Genomic DNA, 20,773 nt, shown 5'->3' with positions numbered 1-20,773 from the left:
CTGCTCGGCGAGGCGTCCGCGCTCCGCGCGGCGGCCGGGGCGCCGCTGCCGGCCGCCGAGCGCGGCGACGTGGACCGCGCCGCCGGGAGGATCACGGCGGCGATCGGCGTTGCCCTGTTCGAGAGCGAATTCGAGCACGGCCGGCGGGCCGGGCGTACGGAGGGAGCACCATGAGCGAGGACCTCGGGTTCGGCTGGCAGAGCGGGCTGCTCGACCTGCCCGCCTACCTGAAGCGGATCGGCTACGACGGCGATCCGCGGCCGGACGCCGCGACCCTGCGCGCGCTGCACCGGGCGCACGTCACCGCCATCCCGTTCGAGAACCTGGAGATCATCCTGGGCCGGCCGATCACGCTGGACCTGGCGACCGTGCAGGGCAAGCTCGTCGACCGGCCGCGCGGCGGGTACTGCTTCGAGCACAACCGGCTGTTCGCGGCGGTGCTGGAGAAGATCGGCTTCGAGGTCGTCGCGCTGACCGGCCGGGTGTCCATGGGCGCGGCGAAGCTGCTCCCGGGCACGCACGCGCTGCTGCACGTCCGCACGCCCGGGCAGCCCGTGGAGGAGCCCGCGCTGCTGTGCGACGTCGGGTTCGGCGCCGGGCCGCTGGAGCCGCTGGAGATCCCCGGCGACCGGGAGGCCGACCAGGACGGCTGGGGGTTCCGGCTGCGGCCCGGGCGCGTCACCACCGCGTGGAGCCCGAGCACCCACCTGTGGGAGATGCACCAGCGCAGCCCCGACGGCTGGATCCAGCGGCACACCTTCGCCCTGGACGAGGCGTTCCGCGTCGACTTCGATGTGCTGAACCACTACGTCTCCACCAGCCCGCGCTCGCCGTTCACGGCCCGTCCCTACGTCCAGCGGTTCTCCCCCGAGGCGCTGCACGTGCTGGACGGGACGACGCTGACCACCAGGCGCCCGTCCGGCGAGTCGAGCGAGCGGGCGCTGGCCCCCGAGCAGGTGCCCGGCACGCTGGCCGAGGTGTTCGGGATCGTCCTGGACGGCGACGACCCGGCGCGGCTGGTGAAGGCGCTGGACGGATCTAATCTAGACGTGTAATGTCCAGGTTATGCGGATCAGCGAGGGGGTCGAGTGGGCGGCGCACTGCCTGCTGCTGCTCGACTGGATGGGCGAGGACCGGCCCGTGCCGACGGCACGGCTCGCGGCCGGCTTCGAACTTCCCCCGCCCTACCTGAACAAGCAGCTCCAGGCCCTGGTCAAGGCGGGCCTCGCGACCTCGACGCCCGGCGCGCGCGGCGGCTTCCGGCTCGCCCGCCCGCTGGAGAAGATCACGATGATGGAGGTCGTGGCGGCGATCGAGGGCCCGGAGGACGCCTTCCAGTGCACCGAGATCCGCCGCCGGGGCGCGGGCGCCGACACGCCCGAGTCCGCGCTGCGGCGCCCGTGCGCCGTCAGCACCGCCATGCGCAAGGCGGAACTGGCCTGGCGCCGGGAATTGGCCGCCCAGACGCTCGCCGACGTGCGCGCGGCGGCCGAGCGCAGCGCGCCGCGGGTCGGTGAGAGCATCCGCGCCTGGTACGCGCGCAACTGATCATCCGGCCCCGGACCCCCGGTCCGGGTGCCGGCCGGCCCAAAAACTGGATATCCCCCATCCTGGAAAGGGAAACACCCATGAAGGCACGCATCGAGAACATCGGCTCCGTCGCCGCCGACGCCTACAAGGCGCTGCTGAACCTGGAGGCGGTGCTGCACCGCAGCGGCGTCCCGCAGACCACGCTGGAACTGGTCAAGCTGCGCGCCAGCCAGATCAACGGCTGCGGCTTCTGCGCCGACATGCACGCCTTCGACGCCAAGAAGGCCGGCGAGACCGACGAGCGCCTCTGGTCGGTCGCCACCTGGCGCGAGGCCCCGTACTTCACCGACGAGGAGCGCGCCGCGCTCGCCCTCACCGAGGCCGCCACCCGCATCGCCGACAACCCGGCGGGCGTCCCCGACGACGTCTGGGACGACGCCGCCGACCACTACGACGAGCAGGCCCTGGCGTACCTCGTCATCGCCATCGGCGCGATCAACTCCTGGAACCGCATCAACGTCACGACCCGCCAGATCGCGGGCTCGCTCCGCGCCTGACACGGTCAGGAGGCGGCCGGGGACCGGTCGGGTGACGGATGCCCGGCCGGTGGCCGGTCTCCTAGCGTCGATGGCGACGAGAGGAGACCCCCATGAACAGGGATGACGCGGTCACGAGCTGGATCGCGGGGGCCGCGCGGCCGGTCGCCGCCGCTTCGGCGGACGGGCCGCTCGGCGACCTGGAGCCGCTGCGGGACGCGGCGGGCGGCGCGCGGGTGGTGGGCCTGGGGGCCGCGACGCGGGGTGCTCACGAGATGTTCGTGCTGCAGCACCGCGTCCTGCGGTTCCTGGTCGAGGAACTCGGGTTCAGGACGCTCGCGCTGGAGGAGGACTGGACGAACGGCCTGCGCCTCGACGCGTACGTCCGGACGGGCGCGGGCGACCCGCGCGCCCTGCTGTCCGACGCGTGGCTGCCCTGGCGGACCGAGGAGGTCCTGGACGCGCTGGTCTGGATCCGGGCGTTCAACGAGCGCCATCCGGACGATCCGGTCGGGGTGTTCGGCCTGAACTTCACCACGGTCCGGGCGGCCGCCTACGACATGGTCATCGATCACGTCCGGCGGGCGGCGCCCGGGCGGCTCGCCGAGATCGAGCGGCTGTACGCGCCGCTGCGGCCGGCCGGCGACATCGACGAGCACGTCGGACGGTTCCGGCGCGAGCCCGGCAAACAGCCGTCCATCGACCGCGCCCGGCAGGCGCACGCGCTGGTCCGCGAGCTGGACGGCGAGCCGGACGGCGACGGCGAGGCGCTCCACGCGGCGCAGGCGATCCTGGACTTCCACCGGTTCCACGCCCTCCCGCCCGAGGAGATCATCCCGTTCAGCGAGCGGCGGATGGCCGCGAACCTGCTCTGGTGGCACGACCGGGCGCGGTCCAAGGTCGTCTACTGGGGCGGCCTCGCGCACGCCGCGAGCGGCGAGGGCGTGACCAGCGGGCCGTCCGCGCGCACGAACACCGGCGGCCACCTCCGCAAGCAGCTCGGCGACGGCTACCTCGCGGTGGGCCTGACGTTCGATCACGGCGCGGTGCACGGCGGCGTCCGGGTCCCGCCGCCGCCCGCCGCGTTCGGCGACGCCGTCCTCGGGCAGGCCGGGCCGCCGCACTACCTGCTCGACCTGCGCGGGCCGCATCCGGCGGAGGTCGCGGACTGGCTGGCGGCCCCGGCGCCCGTCCGGGTGATCGGCCCCGGCTACCGGCCCGAGGACGACGCCGACCACCGGATGCCCGGCTCGTCCCCCGGCGCCCTGCTCGACGTCGTGCTCCACTCGCAGGAGGTCACGCCGGCCCGCATGCTCAGGTGAGGTCGAGCCGGGCCAGCTCGCCCCGCGCGGCCACGCCGAGCTTCGGATACGCCTTGTAGAGGTGGTAGCCGACGGTGCGGGGGCTGAGGAACAGCTGCGCGCCGATCTCCCGGTTGCTGAGGCCGGCGGCGGCGAGCCGGACGACCTGGAGTTCCTGCGGGGTGAGCAGGGCGGCGAGGTCGTCGCGGCCCGCGTCCGCGCCGCCGGCCAGGCTCTCGCCCGCGGCGCGCAGCTCGGTGCGGACGCGCTCCGCCCACGGCGCCGCGCCGAGCCGCTCGAACGCCTCCAGCGCCGAGTGGAGCTGGGCGCGGGCGTCGTTGCGCCGCCTCGACCTGCGCAGCCACTCCCCGTAGAGCAGCTCGGTGCGGGCCCGCTCGAACGGGGTGCCGCCCTCCCGGTGCAGCTCGACGGCCTGCGCGAACGCCGCGTCCGCCGCGTCGTCCGCGGCGAGGAGGGCGGTGCAGCGCAGCGCGATCGCCTCCGCCCACGGCCGCCCGATCTGCCGCGCCCAGCCCGCGTACCAGTCGGCGGCCTCCCGGCCGAGCTCCGGACGGCCCGCGCGGACGGCGGCCTCGACCAGGTCGGGCAGGCTCGCGATCGCGCCCTGCCGGGACGGCCCGGCGACCACGTCCGACAGCCGGGACAGCGCGGCCTCGTGGCGGCCGAGGCCGAGGTCGAGCAGGCTGCGCGCCGCCGCCGCGTGGACGCTGCTCGGCGGGACGCCGCGGGCCAGCGCCTCCTCGGTCAGCTCGGCGCAGCGCTCCTCGTCGCCCTCGACGGCGGCGAGCAGCGCGAGGACGGTGGCGAGGTAGACGCGGATGCGGTGCTGCCCGGTGTCGGCCGCGATCCGCATGCCCTCGGCGGCGGCGGTGCGCGCGTCCCGGTGGTGGCCGAGCATCAGCAGCGCCCGCGAGCGGATCATCAGCACGTGCGCCAGCAGCCCGATCGCGCCCTGCGCGCGGTACCGGCGCTCCAGCTCGGCGGCGGTCTCGGCGGCGCCCTCCAGGTCGCCGAGCAGGATGTGCCACATCCCGATGCGGATCCGGTCGTGCGGGCTGTAGCAGGCGTTCATGCCGGCCATCAGCTCGCGCAGCGCGGCGACTCCCGCGGTCACGTCACCGGACGCGGCGAGCGGGTTCTGCCCGGCGAACACCCGGGTCAGGGCGCGCAGATGGGAGGCGTTCGGCAGGTCCAGCTCGGCGCCGCGCGCGGCGATGACCGCCACGGAGGCGAAGTCGCCGGCGTTGGCGGCGGCGCCCGCGGCCTGGAAGAACAGGTAGCCGGACGTGCGGGGGTCGAGCTCGGCGACGGACGCGGCGGTCTCGGCGAACATCCGGTACGCCTCCTTCGTCCGGTCCTGCTCGTCGGCGAGGGACGCGCGGATCAGCGTCAGGCCGGCGCGGGCGACCGGGTCCGGCAGGTCGGGTTCGGCGCGGGCGGCCAGCTCGACGGCCTTGTCGGCGAGCCCGGCGAACGCGTAGGCGCGGGCGGCGGACGCCAGCCGGCGGCCCCGCGCGGCCGGGTCGGGGCTGAGCCCGGCGGCGGTCTCGTACATCGCGGCGGCGGACGCGTCGCCGCCGGTGTCGCGCTCGGCGTCGGCGGTCGACTCCAGGACGGCGGCGACGACCTCGTCCGGGCCGCCCTCCGACCGCGCCAGGTGCCAGGCGTGGTGGCAGCCGTCACCGCGCTCCCGGTAGGCGTCGGCGAGCGCGCGGTGCGCGGCGAGGCGCAGGCCCAACGGCGCCTCGCCGTACGCGGCGGTGCGGACCAGCGGGTGCCGCACCTCCAGCCGGCCGTCCGCGGTGGAGCGCAGCAGGCCGCGGCGCTCGGCGGGCTCCAGGTCGCCGACGGACGCGCCGAGCCGGCCCGCCGCGTCCACGACGACGCCGGTCCCGCCGAGATCGTCCGCCGCGACCAGAAGGAGCAGCGTCCGCGACGGCTCCGGCAGCGCGGCGATCTTCTCGGCGAACGACCGCTGGATCCGCTCGTAGGCCGAGGACGCGTCGTGCGCCTGCGTCCGGAGGCCGGGCAGTTCGAGGAGCGCGAGCGGGTTCCCCATCGCCGCGGCGAGGACCTCGTGGTGGACATGCCGGGGCAGCTCGGCGGCGTGCCGGGCGAGCAGTTCGGTGGCCGCGGCCTTGCCGAGCCCGCGCACCCGCAGCTCGGGCAGGCCCGGCGCGGGGAACTCCGGGGCGTCCATGTCGCGGGCCGCGAACAGCATGCCGATGGGTTCGGCCTCCAGGCGGCGCGCGGCGAACAGCAGCGCTTCGACGGACGGTCCGTCCAGCCATTGCGCGTCGTCCACCGCGCACAGCAGCGGCTTCTCTTCGGCGAGGTCCGCCAGGAGGGTCAGGACGGCGAGACCCACGAGGAACCGGTCTCCGCCGTCGGTGTCCTGGCGGGCGCCCATGTTGAACGCGGCGCGCAATGCACCGGCCTGCGCCTCGGGTAGCGCGTCGACGCGGTCCAGATGCCCGCCCACGAGCATGTGGAGACCGGCGTACGGCATTCCGCTCTCGTACTCGACGCCCGTACCGCGCAGCACCCGCATGCCGGACGCTTCCGCAACGGCGTGGTCGAGCAGCGCGGTCTTGCCTATGCCGGCTTCACCGCGCAGTACCAGCGTCCTGCCGTGCCCCCCGCGGACCTGGCCGAGAAGCCGGTCGATCGCGGCCAGTTCCTCGTCCCGCCCGTACAACATGCCTTCACCCTAGGCGTTTATTCGCGGCGCCCCGGAGTAGGGGAAGCACATGACCGAGAAACGGGACGAGGACAAGCCGCTCGCCGACCGCCGCGCCGAGGCGGGGGCACCGCAGGAGACCGACGACGACTTCGCCGACGAGCACGCCCCCAGCCAGACCGACCCCCCGAACGCCGAGGCGGAGGCGCCCGGCGGCGAGGACGAGGGCTACCGCCCGCAGACCCAGGCCCCCTAGTCGATCACTCGGTGTCGTCACCCATTACTCACTGTCGTCACCGTGGTCCGACCCCACGGTGACGCCGACGACGTCGGGCAGTTCGCTCAGGATCGCGGTGAGATCGGGGACCGAGCCCGGTCCCTCCAGCACGAGCGTCACCACCGCGTTCCCTTCGCCGCGCCGCCCGGACCCCTCGCCGCGGTCGTGGCGCTCGTCGCGGCCGCGGTCGGAGTCGTCCGGCAGGCGCTCGCGCTCGACGTTCACCTCCAGGACGGCGAACCCGCGCTGCGTGCACTCCACCAGCACCCGCCGCAGCGCGCCGCGACCGTCCCGGTAGACGAGCCGCAGCCGGGCCAGGCCGGCGGGCCGGAACCGCTCCAGCGGCAGCCGCCGCGTCAGCGCGCTCAACCCGTACACCACCGCGAAATGCGCGCCGGTCACCGCGACCGCCAGCAGCCACAGCCCGCCGCCCGCCGCCATCCCGACCGCCGCCGTGACCCACACCACCGCCGCGGTCGTCAGCCCGCGCACCGCGTCCCGCCGGACGAAGATCAGCCCGCCGCCGATGAAGCCGATGCCGGAGACGATCTGCGCCGCCACCCGGGACGGGTCGAACGACACGTGCCCCGGCGCGTGCTGGAACCCGTACTTGCTGACCAGCATGAACAGCGCCGCACCGACGCCGACGAGGGTGTGCGTGCGCAGGCCCGCGCTCTTGTTGCGCAGCCCCCGCTCCAGGCCGATGCAGGCCGACAGCACCAGGGCGAGCAGCAGCTCGCCGATCTGCACGAGCCCCTGGCCTGGGGAAAGCTCCAACACCTTCGGTCCCTACCCTCCCGCCCGCACCGGAAGCCGCGCGCCGAGGCCGCCCCGGACGGTCACGTCCGGGGCGGCCTCGGCCTGTCCGTCTATTCGGGGTGCTCGGGCCGCTGGTCCGGCGGTGTCCCGCCGCCCTTGCCGCCGCCCCTGTTCCCCTTGTCGGTGCCGTGCGCGTGGCCCTTGGCCCGCGTCGACTTCGGGTCGGTGGCCTCCGGCGCCGGCTCCTCGGTCACGGCGGTCCGCCCGGACCGCCTCATCTCGGGCTGCTGCGGGTTCGGCATGATCCTCCCCTCCTATGCGCTGGACGGCTCGGGTCGCAGCGGGTCGTGGCCCACCGTCATCAGCTCGTGCCGCCAGCGCTCGTTGCTCGCGCCGTCCGGCGGCGGGGCGTCCAGATGCTCCTCGACGTAGTCCACGACCTGCCGCATCACGTCGGCGTCGCCGTCGGTGAGGTCGACCTTGCGCTTGCGCAGCAGGTCCACCACGCGGACGCCGAGCTCGGAGACGCCGGTTTCCGGATCCGCCGGGAACGCCTCCTCGCCCGAGGCGTCCGTGAGCAGCCAGGTGCGCAGCTCGTCGGACGTCATGTTGACGAGCCGGTGGAAGTCCTCCCAGGCCAGCTCCGCCTCGGCCGGTATGCGATCGTTCATGTCGCTCGCCCTACCCGGTGCCGGGCGAGCCATTCGTCCGTTAGAGCGGACCGCGGCGGGGAACACGCAGGCCATGGACCACTCCCACGCCCCCGTCCTGGAAGCCCTGGCCGCCTACCACCGGGAGGGCCAGGTCCCGTTCACCCCGCCGGGCCACAAGCAGGGCCGCGGCGCCGACCCGCGGGCCCGCGAGGTGCTCGGCGACGCGGTGTACCGGTCGGACCTGCTCGCGATCTCCGGGCTGGACGACCGGATGTCGAGCCACGGGGTGCTGGAGCGGGCGCAGGAGCTGATGGCGGACGCGGTGCACGCCGACGAGACGTTCTTCTCCACCTGCGGAAGCTCGCTCTCGGTCAAGAGCGCGATGCTCTCGGTCGCCGGACCGCACGAGAAGCTGCTGGTCGGGCGGGACGCGCACAAGTCCGTGGTGTCCGGGCTGATCCTGGCCGGCATCCGCCCGATCTGGGTGGAGCCGCAGTGGGACGCCGACCGCCACCTGGCCCACCCGCCGTCCGCCGGGGCCTTCGCCGCCCGGCTGGACGAGCATCCCGACGCGCGCGGCGCCCTCGTCACCAGCCCCACCCCGTACGGGACGTGCGCGCATCTCTCGGCGATCGCGGAGGAATGCCACAAGCGGGGCAAACCGCTGATCGTGGACGAGGCGTGGGGTGCGCACCTGCCGTTCCATCCCGACCTGCCGACCTGGGCGATGGACTCCGGCGCCGACGTGTGCGTGACCAGCGTCCACAAGATGGGCGCCGGCCTGGAACAGGGCTCGGTGTTCCACCTCCAGGGCTCGCTGGTCGACCCGAACGTGCTCAAGGCGCGCGAGGACCTGCTCGGCACGACCAGCCCGTCCGTCCTGCTGTACGCGGGCCTGGACGGATGGCGCCGCCAGATGGTCGAGCACGGCCACGAACTGCTCGGCAACGCGCTGGACCTCGCCGAGCGGGCCCGGTCCGAGCTGGCGGACATGGGCTTCGACGTGCAGGGCCGCGACGAGTTCACCGGCCCGGGACGCGCGCAGGACCTCGACCCGCTGCCGATCGTCATCGACCTCGCGGACCTCGGCACCAGCGGCTACCGCGCCGCCGACTGGCTGCGCGAGCACCACCGGGTGAACATGCACCTGGCCGACCACCGCCGGATCAGCGCCCAGCTGACCTTCGCCGACGACAAGGACACCGTCGGGCAGCTCCTCGCCGCCTTCCGCGACCTGCGCGAGAACGTCGACTCGCTGCGGGGCGTCCCCGAGGTGCACGTACCGTCGCCGTCCGACCTGCGGCTGGAGCAGGTCGTGCTGCCTCGCGACGCGTTCTTCGGTCCCGCCGAGCAGGTCTCCGCCGACGAGGCCGTCGGCCGCGTCTCCGCCGAGATGATCACGCCGTACCCGCCCGGCATCCCGGCCGTCCTGCCCGGCGAGCGGATCAACGCCCCGGTCATGGACTACCTGCGGACGGGCGTCGACGCCGGAATGGTCATTCCCGACGCCGCCGACTCCTCGGTGAAGAGCGTCCGCGTGTTCATTGAACGCTGATGTAGTCCTCGAGCCGCCCGACGCTGAACCCGCGCTTCTCGATCTGCTTGAGCAGGTGCGCGAACATCTGCGTCATCGTCTCGCCCTTGAGCTGCTCCCGCCCCCGGAAATGGGCGAGCAGGATGTCGCCCGGATGCAGTTCCTTGTTCGGGTCGTCGTACTGGAAATCGTGGATCTGCATCGAGGCCACCCACATCACGATGCCGCTGATCCCGCACTCGCGCGCCGCCTCCTGCGTCAGCGAGTTCCATCGCCCGAACGGCGGCCTGAGCAGCGTCGGCACCGTTCCGTACTGCTGGACCAGGGCGTCGCGGTCACCGCAGATCTCCTGCCGCTGCCCTTCCAGGCCGAGGCCCGGCAGCACCGGATGGGTGATCGTATGGTCCTGGATCCGGTTGCCGAGCGCCTGCAGCGGCTTGAAGTACCCGTAGTCGTCCTGGACGTCGTCCTTGGTGAGGAACATCGTGACGGGCACTTTCAGGTCGTTCATCATCTCGACGAACTTCGGGTCCTTCTCCTGCCCGTCGTCGAGCGTCACGAACACGACCTTGTCCTTGGTCGGGACGTTCTGGAAGACCTTCGCCGGGCCCTTCTTCGAGAGCTTCAGCGGTTTGTCGACGGGCGGTGCCGGAGCGGGCGCCATCGGCTCCAGCCCCCATTTCCGCCAGACCGCCGACGCGTCCGGCGCCTGCTGCTGGCCGACGGCGGGCGCGGCGACCTGCGGCTTCTCCTTGGCCGGCTTCTCCGCGGCCGATTTCTGGCAGCCCGCGAGCAGCAGTGCGAGAACCCCGGCCCCCGCGACGACACGGACAGACCGCCCCCAATAGTCCCCCATGTCGCAGAACTTACATCGCACCCCATGAGTCCATTGCGTTGGGCCCCGCGTCGCCTGACCGCTTCAGGCCAAAGACGATCATGGATTCGGCGGGCCCGTACGGTGGTGCCGGTGTCCGACACGCAGTCCACCCGCCCGGACCCGCCCGGCTTCGCCACCGCCCCGACCCGTCCGGACCCGCCCGGCCCCGTCGCCTGGCCGTCCGCCGACCCCCGACCGCCCGGGCAGGCGGCACCGGTGCGGGCCGTCCGCCGGGTGTTCCAGGCGTTCGGCGCCGTCCTCGGCGTCCAGGCGCTCGCGGCGTTCGCCGTCCTACTCATCCTCAACAGCTACCGGCGCGGCGCCGCCGGCTGGCTGCTGCCGCTCATCGCCGTCGCCGACCTCGCGGCCACCCTGCAGATCGGCTGGCTCGCGATCCGCGACATCCGGCTCGCCGGCGGCCGCACCACCGGCCCGCGCCGGATCCTCACCGCGCTCGTCATCCTCCTGATCGCGTGCCTCGCCGCCGCCGGCTACGCCGCCCACCGCCACGCCACCGCCCCCGTCCCAGGCACCTTGGGCACCCCGATCCAGGACGGCGACCTGACCTTCACCGCATCCGCGCCCCGCTGCGGCCTGAAACTCAAGGGCATCACCACCCACGGCACCCTCTGCCGCTTCCACCTGACCACCGCCAACACCGGCTCCACCCCCCTCCACCTAACCGCCGCCTCCCAACACCTCCACGACAACGGCGACACCTACCCCGGCACGCTCCTCCTCGCCCCGTCCCGCAAGAAATTCACAAAGTCGCCATTTCGCTCCCTACCCCCGGGCAGGACCTTCACCGGCTACCTCCTCTTCGACGTCCCGGCCACCTTCACTCCCCGCACCCTGGAACTGCACGCCACGGGCAAGAGCCGAGGAGTCCGCATCGACCTCGCGGCCACCTGACGTCCGAACATGACAACGTCGCACCAACACCGACAAACCTTGGACAGCGAACGGTCGGCCTCAGTAAATTGCCTTGGGCGAACTCCGGGATGCCACTGGGACGGGGCAGTCGATTTGCCAGACGCCGACCGAAGCGATTCCGATCTTCCTCCTTCTGGCCGAATGAATAAATTCACGTTCTGGGCGGTCGCGGGCGTGGCGGCCTTCGCGCTGCTCGTAGCGGGGTTCGTCGTCCTCAGCGGCCACGGCGACCACCACGAGCCCACGCCCGTTACCCGGGTCACCCGGCCCCGGCAGGCCGCGCGAGGTTGCTACGCGATCGCTGCCGCCCTGCCGAAGGTGAAGAGCGACATCCCTCTCGCCGACCTGGGGCGGGACCGGCTCAATGACTCCACCAAGAACGGCGGCAGTGTCTGCACGTGGAGTTCTCAGGCACATCACACAGTCCAGGTCTTGTTCCTGTACGAGAACGTCGCCGGTTCCGTTGAACAAGCCGGTCGGACCTTCGGCTCGGTCAAGGCCGACGTCGCCGATCACGACACGGGTTCGACCGGTGATCGCGCGGGGATCACGAACTTCGAGGTCACGGGTGCCGTCACCGGCCTCTCCGGTGTCGGGGACGAGGGGATCGCGGCGCCCGACAGAGGACGTGTCCTCAGCCGGGAAAGCCGTAGCCCCGACGGCCCCTATTTCGAACCGTCCGGCACTTACACGGTCGTCCGGACTGGAAGCATTACCCTGCAATTGGGCTTCAGCGGCGGAAGGTACTCCGGCACCGGTGGGGCTTCCGGCGAAGCGATCGACATCACCGGCTTCACGTATGCGGCGACCAGTTCGGTGGTCGAGCAACTGCTCGGTGCGGTCGTCGCCGCGGACTCCGGCAACTGACCGAAGGCGGGGACCGCTTCGATCGGGATCCTGCGACGGCAGATTGCTGTCGTGCGCAAGGAACTGCATGCACTCGACATGCGCGCCGCGAGCCAGTGGCGGCAGGTCTGACGCGCTGACGTCGCGGCTCTCCGCGCGGTCCCTGGCGGTCAGGTGGCTGTCACGGGGCCGGTGGGGAGGGTGAAGTGGGCTTGGACGCCGGGGGAGAAGAGGACGCTCGCCGGGGCGCCTTGCGGGGCGGGCAGGCCGGCGGCGGCTACCAGGTTCTCCTGGCATTCAAGTAGTTCGGCGCGGTGCAGGGGCCAGCGCGGGTGGGCGTTCCGCAGATACAGCGAGCGCCCCAGGAAGGTGTTGTGCAGGCCCCAGCGGGCCGTCAGGAAATGCTCGAGGGGAGTCGGCTCGTCTATTCGCTCCCCCGTGCGCACCACCATCCGGTAATGGGCGCCGCGGGGGCCGGGCCAGCGCCTTGAACCGGTGTAGGAGAAGACGTCGCCGGTGCGGCGGACCGACATGCGCGACCACAGGTAGGGAAGTCCGAAACCGGCTCGTCCCAGGAGGACGGGAATGAGGCGGGAGGCGTCCATGGAGCGGAAGACGACGCCGCGCCGTCCGTGGCCGTCCACCGAATACAGGCGGACGTTCGTCTCCGCGAAATTCCCGAGATACGGCACGCCCGGCAGCCCGAGCCAGCCGACGCCGTGCATGCGGAACGCGATCAGGCCGACGTAGGTGGCACCGTCAAGCGTGTCCGGGCGGGCGCCCGCCGGAAGGAGTCCCGCCACGTCAGCGGGGTCGGCGGCCCAGTGCACCATCGCCACGTCCAGCCAGGACTGGGTGAGCAGCGGGCGGTCGATCGAGCCCGGCGGATCGGGCGTGACCGGTTCGACGGGCGTGGAAAGCGGCGGCACCGCGCCAGCATAGGCGGCGGGAACCGGTCAGGCGGGACGCGGGACCAGGCGGAAGGCCACGAAGGCGGGCACCTGGTTCAGCCATTCGTGGTCGTCGGGGTACAGGGCCTCCATCTCCGGGACGGGAAGCGGTTCGAGCAGCTCGTCGATGAGGAAGCCGGCCTGGCGGAATTCGGCGCAGATGGCCGTCAGCGGCATGCGCCAGGAACGCACCGGCCAGTCGCGCTTCTCACTGAGCGATTCCTCGACGGGCTCGGCGGTGAAATACGAGCCGCCGAGCCGCACCCATTTCGCCATCGGATGCTCGGTCGACAGCACCAGCGCGCCGCCCGGCGCGAGGATCCGGCGCAGTTCCTCCAGCAGGGCGACGCGGTCGTCCAGGTAATGGATCGCGAGCGCGAGCACGACCAGGTCGGCCGACCCGTCCGGCACCCAGGCGAGCGGCTCGGACAGGTCGTGGACGCGCAGGTCCGCGCGCCCGCCGGTGCGCTCGCGGGCCAGCGCGACCAGCGTCGGGCTCGCGTCGCAGCCGATCACGCGGGCGCCGCGTTCCTGCAGTTCGGCGGCGTACAGGCCGGGGCCGCACGCGGCGTCGAACACGGTCCTGCCGCGCACGTCCCCGGCGAGGCCCAGCACGGCCGGGCGGTCGTAGAGGGCGTTGTAGGGGCTCACCTCGGCGTGCGCGGCGTACTCGTGGGCGAAGCGCTCGTACATGCTCCGATCGTCCCAGGCAGGATCAGCTCGTGACCGGCTCACCGCCCGCCGGGTCGGCCGCCGCGCCCGCGCCCGCGCCCGGACGCTGCGCGCGGCGCTGCGCCTCGCGGGCGTGCTCGGCGACGCGGGAGAGCTCGGCGACCCGCTCCTCGTCGCGGGTGAGGTTCTCGCCGCTCGCCGGGTCGAAGAGGTGGATCTTCGCGGTGTCGATCCACAGCTCCGCGCCGTCGCCCGCCGTGATCCGGCTCGCCGCGTCCAGCGCCACGACGGCCTGGGTGCGCAGCTGGTCGCTGTCCAGCTCGCGGGACAGGTCGCGCAGCTGCGCGGCGAGGTCGGCCGGCGCCTCGTAGGGGACGTAGGCGTACAGCTCGTTGCCGAGCCATTCGGTCACGTCGACGCGCGCGCGCACCACGCTGCCGTGCGCCCTCTTGTCCGGGCCGACCAGCGCCGCGTCCTCGAAGTGCTCGGGACGGATCCCGACGAGCACGACCTCCCGGTCGCCGATCGCGGCGGCCTTGCGGGCGTCGCCGATCTCGAAGCGGCCGAGCGGGGTGTCGAGGGACGTGCCGTCGACCGACGCGGGCAGGAAGTTCATCGACGGCGAGCCGATGAACCCGGCGACGAACAGGTTGACGGGCTCCTCGTACAGCTCGCGCGGGCTGCCGACCTGCTGCAGGACGCCCTTGCGCAGCACCGCGACGCGGTCGCCGAGGGTCATCGCCTCCGTCTGGTCGTGGGTGACGTACACGGTCGTGACGCCGAGCCGGCGCTGGAGCCGGGAGATCTCGGTGCGCATCTGGCCGCGCAGCTTGGCGTCGAGGTTCGACAGCGGCTCGTCGAACAGGAACGCGTTCGCCTGCCGGATGATCGCGCGGCCCATCGCGACGCGCTGCCGCTGCCCGCCGGACAGGTTGGCGGGCTTGCGCTGCAGGTGCTCGGTCAGCTCCAGCAGCTCGGCCGTGTCCCGGACGCGCCGGTCGATCTCGTCGCCGGACACCTTCGCCAGGCGGAGCGGGAACGCGATGTTCTCGTACACCGTGAGGTGCGGGTAGAGCGCGTAGTTCTGGAACACCATCGACAGGTTCCGCTGCCGCGGCGCGATCTTGTTGACGACCTCCTCGCCGATCCGCATCTCCCCCGCGGTGATGTCCTCGAGCCCGACGATCATCCGCAGCAGGGTGGACTTGCCGCAGCCGGACGGCCCGACCAGGATCATGAACTCGCCGTCCCGTACGTCCAGGGACACCTCGTTCACGGCCGGGAACCCGTCGCCGTACCGCTTGACGATGTTCTTCATGGTGATGGCGGCCATGCTTCAACCCCCTCGGGCTCTCAGCCCTTGACTGCGCCGGACGTCAGCCCGGCCACGATGCGGCGCTGGAACGCCAGGACGATGACGACGATCGGGACGGTCACCACGACCGCCGCCGCGCAGATGGCCGTCGTCGGCTGCTGGAACTCCGACGCGCCGGTGAAGAACGCCAGCGCGGCCGGGACGACCCGGGCGCGGTCCGACGAGGTCAGCGAGATCCCGAACACGAAGTCGTTCCAGCAGAAGAAGAAGGTGAGGATCGCGGCGGTGAACACGCCGGGCGCCGCCAGCGGGACGATCACCTTGCGGAACGCCTGCCAGGTCGTCGCGCCGTCCACCTGCGCCGCCTGCTCCATCTCCCACGGGATCTCGCGGAAGAACGCCGACAGCGTCCAGATCGCCAGCGGCAGCGCGAACGAGATGTACGGGATGATCAGGCCCGGCCAGGTGTCGTACAGGCCGACGTCGCGCCACAGGTCGAACAGCGGCCCGACCAGCGACACGACCGGGAACATGGCGATGGCCAGCGCGAACGACAGGATCGCCTTCTTGCCGGGGAACTCCAGCCGGGCGATCGCGTACGCGACGAGCGTCGCGAACACGACGCCGACGACGGTGGCGATCACCGAGATGCCGATCGAGTTGATCAGCGCGGAGGTGAACAGGTCGGTCTTGAAGACCGTCCGGTAGTTCTCCCAGGTCCAGTGGTGCGGCAGGAAGCCCTTCTGGTTGCCGATCTCGCCGGGCCGCTTGAACGACAGCATCACGATCCACAGGATCGGGAACACCGTCCAGACGAGGATCAGCAGGGACGCCAGCGCCCACAGCCATTTCGAACGGGCGGTCACCATCACTTGCCGCCTCCCCCGCGCTCGCCGCGCGCCTGCGCCAGATCGACGCGGAACCCCTTGATGAACACGACCGCGATGAGCACCACCGACAGGAACAGCAGCACCCCGACGGCGTCGCCGAGCCCGATCGCGGTCCGGGTGATCGTCTGCCGGTAGGTGAGGAACGACAGCGTCTCGGTCTTCTGCTGGCCGGACGTCATGACGAAGACGTTGTCGAAGATCCGCCACGCGTCCAGCGTGCGGAACAGCACCGCGACCAGGATCGCGGCCTTCATGTTGGGGATCGTCACGCGGCGCAGCCGCTGCCACGCCGTCGCGCCGTCCACGGTCGCCGCCTCGCCGAGGTCGCCCGGCACCTGGGCCAGGCCGGCGAGCAGCAGCAGCGACACGAACGGGGTCGTCTTCCAGATCTCCGAGAGGATGATCACGAACAGCGAGGACCAGCGGCCGGAGAACCAGGCGTGGTCGCCGAGCCCGAACCAGGAGTTGACGAACCCCGACTGCAGGTCGAAGGCGTACTTCCAGGCGAACGCCGAGATCACCGTGACGATCCCGTAGGGCAGCAGGATCGCGGTGCGGACGGTGCGCCGCGCGAAGATCGCCCGGTGCATCACCATCGCGAGCGCGAACCCGATGACCAGCTCCACGGCGACGGTGACGAACGTGATGACGAACGTGGTGAGGACGTCCTGCCAGAACAGCGGGTCGGACAGCGCCGTCCCGTAGTTGGCGAGGCCGACGAAGCGGCGGTCCTCCGGAGCGGTGATCCGGTAGCTGAACAGCGACAGGTACACCGCGTTGACCAGCGGGTACGCGGTCACCACCAGCATGACGATCACGGCCGGGGCGGACAGCATCAGGCCGAGCCGGCGTTCGGCGCGGCCGCGGTCGGAGATCTCCGCCCGCCGGGCCGCGGACCTGCCGCCGGCCGCCGGGGCGGTGTGCACTGCGGTCATCGTCGGTCCCTTCAGAGCAGGCGCTGGTCGCGCAGGACCTGGTGGACGAACGTCGCGGACTCGCGCGGCGTCGAGTTCGGGTCGACGGACGCCGGCGGGTGCCAGCGGCTCTGGATCGCGCCGGACACGTCGGTGTAGTACGGCGTGATCGGGCGCGGCGCCGCCGCGTTGATCGAGTCGCGGATCAGCCCCGCCATCGGGAACTGCTTCCTGATCTCCGGGTCGTCGTAGACCGCGGGACGCGCCGCCGGGTTGCCCTCGGCGAGCATGTACTCCTTCTGGTGCTCGGTCGAGGTGATGCAGGTGACCGCGTCCACCGCGAAGGTGTTCCTGTACTTGCCGTACGCGCCGATCGCGACCTCGATGCCCCCGAACGGGGGCTTGCTGTCCTGCCCCGGCGCGACCTTCGGGTACCTCGCCCAGCCGATGTCCGACGGGACCGCCTTGTCGATCACGCCGTCCTTGGCGTCGCTCTCGTCGGCGGCCCAGATGTAGGGCCAGTTGACCATGAACTCGCCGCGCGCCCCGTTGAACAGGGCGCGGGACTGCTCCTCGATGTCGGTGGACAGCGTCGGGCTCGCCGCCCGCGAGCTCGCCAGCCGGTGGACGATCGCCGCCGCGGCGCGGCCGGCCGGCGAGTCGATGTCGATCCTGGCGTCGTCGCCCTTGCCGGCGTCGCTGAGGATCCGGCCGCCGGCGGACGCGACGAGGGCGTTGATCCACACCATGTAGCCCTCGTACTTGTTGCCCTGCACGCCGATGGTGCCGCCGGTGCGCAGCGCCGCGTCGATCATCTTGTCCCAGGTGAAGTCGGGCGCGTTCGGATCGACGCCGGCCTTCCGCACGGCGGACTTGCGGTACCAGAGCAGCTGCGTGTTCGCCCAGAACGGCGCGGCGTACAGCTTCCCGTCCCATGTGGAGCTCTGCACCGCCGCCGGGAACACCCCCTGCGTGAACTGCGCCGCCTGCGCCGCCGGGAACGCGCGCAGGAACCCGGCGTTGGCGGCCTCCGCGACGAACACCGGGTCGAGGCTCATCAGGTCGAGCCCGTCGTCCTTGGCGGCGAGGCGCCGGACGAGCTGCTCGCGCTGCTGCGTGGCGTCGTCCGGCATCAGCGAGGTCTTGATCCGGTACTTGCCGCCGGACGCCTTCGAGCAGGCCGCGGCGAGCTTGACCTGTCCGCCGTTGTCGGGGTTGATGTACCAGTTCAGGGTGGGGGTGCCGCCGCCCCCGCAGGCCGCGAGGCCGCTTCCCGCCAGCCCCAGCGCGACCGCCGCGCGCAGTGCCGCCCTCCTGCGCTCCGCCGCCCTCCCGCGCGGTGCGGCGGTGGTCCTGCGGTGCCCCCGTGGACCGTTCCGTTCGGTTCGTTCCGCTCGTCCGACTCCCTCGACCATCAGGCCTCCCGAAGCCACCCACCAGGTGCGGGCGCTTCGCCGGAACGCATCCATGGCGGGTCCGATTTCATGAGAACACCGGATTGCGTAACTGTCGAGACGCGAAGAGTGAGCGGTGAGCAGAAGGCAACGCAACGGCAACACGAAACACAGCCGAAACAAAGCGGCATAAGACACGAAACGGACACAGGTGATTCTCGATGGCGGACACCGGACCCGCGAAGGGGGAGACGCCGTGCCCAAGGGGATCGACACGGGCGACACCGCGTGGCTGCTCGCCAGCACCGCGCTCGTCCTGCTGATGACGCCCGGACTCGCGCTGTTCTACGGCGGGATGGTGCGCGCCAAGAGCACCCTGAACATGATCATGATGAGCCTGGTCTCGGTCGCGCTGGTCACCGTCGCGTGGCTCGCGGCCGGCTACAGCCTCGCCTTCGGCCACGATCTCGGCGGGCTCGGCCTGCTCGGCGGACTCGAGCACGCGGGCCTCAAAGGCATCACCCCGACGACACCCCATGGTCACGTCCCGGCGCTGCTGTTCGTCACCTTCCAGCTGACCTTCGCGATCCTCACCACCGCGCTCATCAGCGGCGCCATCGCCGACCGCGCCAAGTTCTCGGCCTGGATGGTGTTCGTCCCGGTCTGGGCCCTGGTCGTCTACGCGCCGATCGCGCACTGGGTGTGGGGCGGCGGCTGGATCTCCGACCTCGGCGCCCTGGACTACGCGGGCGGCCTCGTCGTCGAGATCGCCTCCGGCGCGTCCGGGCTCGCGATGGCGCTCGTCCTCGGCCCCCGCATCGGGTTCCGCAAGGAGGCGATGCGGCCGCACAACCTGCCGATGGTGCTGCTCGGCGTCGGCCTGCTGTGGTTCGGCTGGTTCGGCTTCAACGCCGGCTCCGCGCTCGCCGCGAACGGGACCGCCGCCGCCGTCTTCCTCAACACCCTCGCCGCCGGCTGCACCGGGCTGCTCGGCTGGCTGCTGGTCGAGCAGCGCCGCGACGGCCGGCCCACCACGTTCGGCGCCGCGTCCGGCGTGGTCGCCGGGCTCGTCGCGATCACCCCGTCCTGCGGGTCGGTGGACGTGCTCGGCGCGCTCGCCGTCGGGCTCGTCGCGGGCGTCGTCTGCTCCTACGCGGTCGGCTGGAAGCACCGGCTCGGCTACGACGACTCGCTCGACGTCGTCGGCGTCCACCTCGTCGGCGGGATCATCGGGACGCTGCTCATCGGGCTGCTCGCGGTGCACTCGATGACCGGCGGCGCGTCCGGGCTGCTCACCGGCGGCGGCGCCGTCCAGCTCGGCAAGCAGGCCATCGCGGTGCCGGTCGTCGGGCTGTTCGCCTTCACCGTGACGTTCGCGGTCGGCAAGGTGATCGACAAGCTGATGGGCTTCCGGGTGTCCGCCGAGCACGAGACCAGCGGCGTCGACCTGGCGCTGCACGCCGAGACGGCCTACGAGCACGGCGTCCACGGCCACGCGAACCCGCTCGCCAAGCTCGCCGGCAACGCGGCGCTCGGGATGTCCACGCGCCAGGAGCAGGGAGCGTGACGAGCCGGGGCGGCTGAGCAACAGGGCGCATGAGGAAGGCGCGGAAGGCTCGCGGACCCCGACCGACCCGCGTTCCTCCCGCGCCTTCGCCTGAAGGGGACGCCTCGCGGCTCAGTAGCCGCCGCCCGTCCCGTAACCCGAACCGCCGCCGGAGCCGGTGCCGCCACCGGAGCCGCCGCCCGCGCCGGTCATCACCTTCGCGCCGCTCGGCCTGGTCAGCCACCAGATCCCGCCGACGCCCTGGCCCTTGGTGTCACCGGGCCGGGTGTCCTTCTCGTAGTAGTACATGGGCCAGCCGTTGATCGTGAGCTGGCACTTGCCGTCGTCCTTGCGCTCGATGAAGTTGACGACCTTCTTGCTGACGCCCTCGAGCTTGAGGTGCTTCCAGCCGTTGAACACCGCCGGCGGCCACGCCTTCTTGCAGGCGCCGAAGCACGTCGAGTTCGGCGGCTTGCTGGTGTCCTTGTCGTAGCGGTAGAGCGTGCGGCCGTCCCCGTCGGTGAGGATCATGCCGAACTTCGGGTCGTTCTTCGCCTTGACGACCGTCCAGCCCTTCCACTTGCCCGTCTTCTTCTTCGCCGGGGCGAGCGCCACCGCCTTCTTGCCGGTCGGCGCCGCCGCGTACCACTTCTTGCCGACGCCCTGCCCGGTGACGTCGCCGGGGCTCTGGTCCTTGGCGTAGCGGTACAGCGGCCAGCCGTTCAGCGTGACCTGCCACTTGCCGTCCGGCCGCTGGACCTTCCCGACCAGCGTCTGCTCGACCCCGTTGACCCGGGTGGCGGACGTCGTGGCCCACACCGGCGGCCACGCCTTCGCGCACGCGCCCGCGCACCTCGACGCGGACGGCTTCGCGGTGTCGTTGTCGAAGCGGTAAAGCGTCCTGCCCTGGCCGTCGGTGACGACCTTGCCGAGTTTGGTGACGCTGGCGACCTCCAGGGTCGTCGGCGCGGCGGACGGCGCCGGCGAAGCGGGTTTCGAGGGATCCGCGGCGATCTTGCTCCCCGAGGCCGCGTTCCCTCGCTTGCTCCCGTTCTCCTGGCCGCACGCCGACAGCACCATCCCGGACGCGATGAGGGCGGCCGCGGAAGGGATCGCCCAACGTGGGAAACGCATCTCGTGTCCTC

At 72.2% G+C, this 20,773-nt stretch carries 21 protein-coding genes; 9 read left to right on the top strand and 12 right to left on the bottom strand.

The genetic code is table 11. The features are described from left to right. Positions 1 to 170: 170 nt before the first annotated feature. From ABD296_RS28075 to ABD296_RS28060, 4 genes are all read left to right on the top strand, one after another. Positions 171 to 1,055 (top strand): arylamine N-acetyltransferase family protein, encoded by an 885-nt coding sequence (locus ABD296_RS28075; RefSeq protein ID WP_344273447.1) that lies wholly within the window; start codon positions 171 to 173, stop codon positions 1,053 to 1,055. Positions 1,056 to 1,065: 10 nt separating this feature from the next. Beyond that, positions 1,066 to 1,548, top strand: coding sequence for an RrF2 family transcriptional regulator (locus ABD296_RS28070; protein WP_344273444.1), 483 nt, complete (start codon positions 1,066 to 1,068; stop codon positions 1,546 to 1,548). An 80-nt stretch (positions 1,549 to 1,628) separates the two neighbouring features. Next, positions 1,629 to 2,087, top strand: a complete 459-nt coding sequence (locus tag ABD296_RS28065; protein WP_344273441.1) for a carboxymuconolactone decarboxylase family protein — start codon at positions 1,629 to 1,631, stop codon at positions 2,085 to 2,087. Between the two features lie 92 nt (positions 2,088 to 2,179). Beyond that, positions 2,180 to 3,388, top strand: a complete 1,209-nt coding sequence (locus tag ABD296_RS28060; protein ID WP_344273438.1) for an erythromycin esterase family protein — start codon at positions 2,180 to 2,182, stop codon at positions 3,386 to 3,388. Here ABD296_RS28060 and ABD296_RS28055 read toward each other — a convergent pair. Further along, entirely contained in the window at positions 3,381 to 6,089 is a 2,709-nt protein-coding gene (locus ABD296_RS28055; RefSeq protein ID WP_344273436.1) for an ATP-binding protein, read from the bottom strand. The genes ABD296_RS28060 and ABD296_RS28055 overlap by 8 nt on opposite strands. A 49-nt stretch (positions 6,090 to 6,138) precedes the next feature. Here ABD296_RS28055 and ABD296_RS28050 point away from each other — a divergent pair, with 49 nt between their 5' ends. Beyond that, positions 6,139 to 6,324, top strand: coding sequence for a hypothetical protein (locus ABD296_RS28050; RefSeq protein ID WP_344273434.1), 186 nt, complete (start codon positions 6,139 to 6,141; stop codon positions 6,322 to 6,324). Between the two features lie 24 nt (positions 6,325 to 6,348). On the opposite strand, the gene ABD296_RS28045 is transcribed toward ABD296_RS28050, so the two are convergent. The 3 genes from ABD296_RS28045 to ABD296_RS28035 all read right to left on the bottom strand — a co-directional run bounded on the left by ABD296_RS28045 (position 6,349) and on the right by ABD296_RS28035 (position 7,775). After that, on the bottom strand, positions 6,349 to 7,125 hold the full coding sequence (locus ABD296_RS28045) for an MgtC/SapB family protein (protein WP_344273431.1): 777 nt from the start codon (positions 7,123 to 7,125) through the stop codon (positions 6,349 to 6,351). An 89-nt stretch (positions 7,126 to 7,214) separates the two neighbouring features. Next, a complete protein-coding gene (locus tag ABD296_RS28040; protein ID WP_344273427.1) occupies positions 7,215 to 7,406 on the bottom strand; it encodes a hypothetical protein in 192 nt (63 codons plus the stop codon). 12 nt (positions 7,407 to 7,418) lie between these two features. Next, entirely contained in the window at positions 7,419 to 7,775 is a 357-nt protein-coding gene (locus ABD296_RS28035) for a DUF3140 domain-containing protein (protein WP_344273424.1), read from the bottom strand. Positions 7,776 to 7,848: 73 nt separating this feature from the next. On the opposite strand from ABD296_RS28035, the gene ABD296_RS28030 reads away from it, so the two are divergent. Further along, positions 7,849 to 9,312 (top strand): aminotransferase class I/II-fold pyridoxal phosphate-dependent enzyme, encoded by a 1,464-nt coding sequence (locus tag ABD296_RS28030; RefSeq protein ID WP_344273421.1) that lies wholly within the window; start codon positions 7,849 to 7,851, stop codon positions 9,310 to 9,312. Here the strand turns inward: ABD296_RS28030 and ABD296_RS28025 are convergent. Further along, a complete protein-coding gene (locus ABD296_RS28025; RefSeq protein ID WP_344273418.1) occupies positions 9,299 to 10,147 on the bottom strand; it encodes a polysaccharide deacetylase family protein in 849 nt (282 codons plus the stop codon). The genes ABD296_RS28030 and ABD296_RS28025 overlap by 14 nt on opposite strands. A gap of 111 nt (positions 10,148 to 10,258) precedes the next feature. On the opposite strand from ABD296_RS28025, the gene ABD296_RS28020 reads away from it, so the two are divergent. Together ABD296_RS28020 and ABD296_RS28015 are read left to right on the top strand one after the other, a co-directional pair. After that, positions 10,259 to 11,080, top strand: a complete 822-nt coding sequence (locus ABD296_RS28020; RefSeq protein ID WP_344273415.1) for a DUF4352 domain-containing protein — start codon at positions 10,259 to 10,261, stop codon at positions 11,078 to 11,080. Between the two features lie 162 nt (positions 11,081 to 11,242). Next, entirely contained in the window at positions 11,243 to 11,968 is a 726-nt protein-coding gene (locus ABD296_RS28015; RefSeq protein ID WP_344273412.1) for a hypothetical protein, read from the top strand. A 149-nt stretch (positions 11,969 to 12,117) separates the two neighbouring features. On the opposite strand, the gene ABD296_RS28010 is transcribed toward ABD296_RS28015, so the two are convergent. The 6 genes from ABD296_RS28010 to ABD296_RS27985 are packed head-to-tail and all read right to left on the bottom strand — an operon-like array spanning position 12,118 to position 18,103. Next, complete coding sequence (locus ABD296_RS28010; RefSeq protein ID WP_344273409.1) at positions 12,118 to 12,876, bottom strand: YqjF family protein; 759 nt, start codon at positions 12,874 to 12,876, stop codon at positions 12,118 to 12,120. A 27-nt stretch (positions 12,877 to 12,903) separates the two neighbouring features. Continuing rightward, a complete protein-coding gene (locus ABD296_RS28005; RefSeq protein ID WP_344273406.1) occupies positions 12,904 to 13,590 on the bottom strand; it encodes a class I SAM-dependent methyltransferase in 687 nt (228 codons plus the stop codon). Positions 13,591 to 13,612: 22 nt separating this feature from the next. Beyond that, positions 13,613 to 14,902 (bottom strand): ABC transporter ATP-binding protein, encoded by a 1,290-nt coding sequence (locus ABD296_RS28000; RefSeq protein WP_344273404.1) that lies wholly within the window; start codon positions 14,900 to 14,902, stop codon positions 13,613 to 13,615. Between the two features lie 20 nt (positions 14,903 to 14,922). After that, positions 14,923 to 15,753 carry a carbohydrate ABC transporter permease gene (locus ABD296_RS27995; RefSeq protein ID WP_344273401.1) on the bottom strand — a complete coding sequence of 277 codons (831 nt, stop codon included), beginning with the start codon at positions 15,751 to 15,753 and terminating at the stop codon, positions 14,923 to 14,925. Further along, positions 15,753 to 16,709 (bottom strand): carbohydrate ABC transporter permease, encoded by a 957-nt coding sequence (locus ABD296_RS27990; RefSeq protein WP_344273398.1) that lies wholly within the window; start codon positions 16,707 to 16,709, stop codon positions 15,753 to 15,755. The genes ABD296_RS27995 and ABD296_RS27990 overlap by 1 nt, the downstream gene beginning before the upstream one ends. Before the next feature lie 11 nt (positions 16,710 to 16,720). Continuing rightward, positions 16,721 to 18,103: an extracellular solute-binding protein gene (locus ABD296_RS27985; RefSeq protein WP_344273395.1), complete on the bottom strand. Its 1,383-nt coding sequence runs from the start codon at positions 18,101 to 18,103 to the stop codon at positions 16,721 to 16,723. Between the two features lie 235 nt (positions 18,104 to 18,338). Between ABD296_RS27985 and ABD296_RS27980 the strand changes: the two genes are divergently transcribed. After that, a complete protein-coding gene (locus tag ABD296_RS27980; RefSeq protein WP_344273392.1) occupies positions 18,339 to 19,649 on the top strand; it encodes an ammonium transporter in 1,311 nt (436 codons plus the stop codon). A gap of 111 nt (positions 19,650 to 19,760) precedes the next feature. Here ABD296_RS27980 and ABD296_RS27975 read toward each other — a convergent pair whose 3' ends face one another. Then, positions 19,761 to 20,762 carry a hypothetical protein gene (locus ABD296_RS27975; RefSeq protein WP_344273389.1) on the bottom strand — a complete coding sequence of 334 codons (1,002 nt, stop codon included), beginning with the start codon at positions 20,760 to 20,762 and terminating at the stop codon, positions 19,761 to 19,763. Positions 20,763 to 20,773: the final 11 nt, after the last annotated feature.

The sequence above is a fragment of the Actinomadura napierensis genome (assembly GCF_039529375.1).
Lineage (GTDB): Bacteria > Actinomycetota > Actinomycetes > Streptosporangiales > Streptosporangiaceae > Spirillospora > Spirillospora napierensis.
This window is presented reverse-complemented; position numbering and strand designations above follow the sequence as displayed.

Coding starts and splice junctions, on each gene's coding strand:
- ABD296_RS28040 (WP_344273427.1), bottom strand. CDS start 7,406: ATGCCGAACCCGCAGCAGCCCGAGATGAGGCGGTCCGGGCGGACCGCC.
- ABD296_RS28070 (WP_344273444.1), top strand. CDS start 1,066: ATGCGGATCAGCGAGGGGGTCGAGTGGGCGGCGCACTGCCTGCTGCTG.
- ABD296_RS28000 (WP_344273404.1), bottom strand. CDS start 14,902: ATGGCCGCCATCACCATGAAGAACATCGTCAAGCGGTACGGCGACGGG.
- ABD296_RS28055 (WP_344273436.1), bottom strand. CDS start 6,089: ATGTTGTACGGGCGGGACGAGGAACTGGCCGCGATCGACCGGCTTCTC.
- ABD296_RS28065 (WP_344273441.1), top strand. CDS start 1,629: ATGAAGGCACGCATCGAGAACATCGGCTCCGTCGCCGCCGACGCCTAC.
- ABD296_RS27995 (WP_344273401.1), bottom strand. CDS start 15,753: ATGGTGACCGCCCGTTCGAAATGGCTGTGGGCGCTGGCGTCCCTGCTG.
- ABD296_RS28075 (WP_344273447.1), top strand. CDS start 171: ATGAGCGAGGACCTCGGGTTCGGCTGGCAGAGCGGGCTGCTCGACCTG.
- ABD296_RS28060 (WP_344273438.1), top strand. CDS start 2,180: ATGAACAGGGATGACGCGGTCACGAGCTGGATCGCGGGGGCCGCGCGG.
- ABD296_RS27975 (WP_344273389.1), bottom strand. CDS start 20,762: ATGCGTTTCCCACGTTGGGCGATCCCTTCCGCGGCCGCCCTCATCGCG.
- ABD296_RS28025 (WP_344273418.1), bottom strand. CDS start 10,147: ATGGGGGACTATTGGGGGCGGTCTGTCCGTGTCGTCGCGGGGGCCGGG.
- ABD296_RS28030 (WP_344273421.1), top strand. CDS start 7,849: ATGGACCACTCCCACGCCCCCGTCCTGGAAGCCCTGGCCGCCTACCAC.
- ABD296_RS28050 (WP_344273434.1), top strand. CDS start 6,139: ATGACCGAGAAACGGGACGAGGACAAGCCGCTCGCCGACCGCCGCGCC.
- ABD296_RS27990 (WP_344273398.1), bottom strand. CDS start 16,709: ATGACCGCAGTGCACACCGCCCCGGCGGCCGGCGGCAGGTCCGCGGCC.
- ABD296_RS28005 (WP_344273406.1), bottom strand. CDS start 13,590: ATGTACGAGCGCTTCGCCCACGAGTACGCCGCGCACGCCGAGGTGAGC.
- ABD296_RS27985 (WP_344273395.1), bottom strand. CDS start 18,103: ATGGTCGAGGGAGTCGGACGAGCGGAACGAACCGAACGGAACGGTCCA.
- ABD296_RS28035 (WP_344273424.1), bottom strand. CDS start 7,775: ATGAACGATCGCATACCGGCCGAGGCGGAGCTGGCCTGGGAGGACTTC.
- ABD296_RS28015 (WP_344273412.1), top strand. CDS start 11,243: ATGAATAAATTCACGTTCTGGGCGGTCGCGGGCGTGGCGGCCTTCGCG.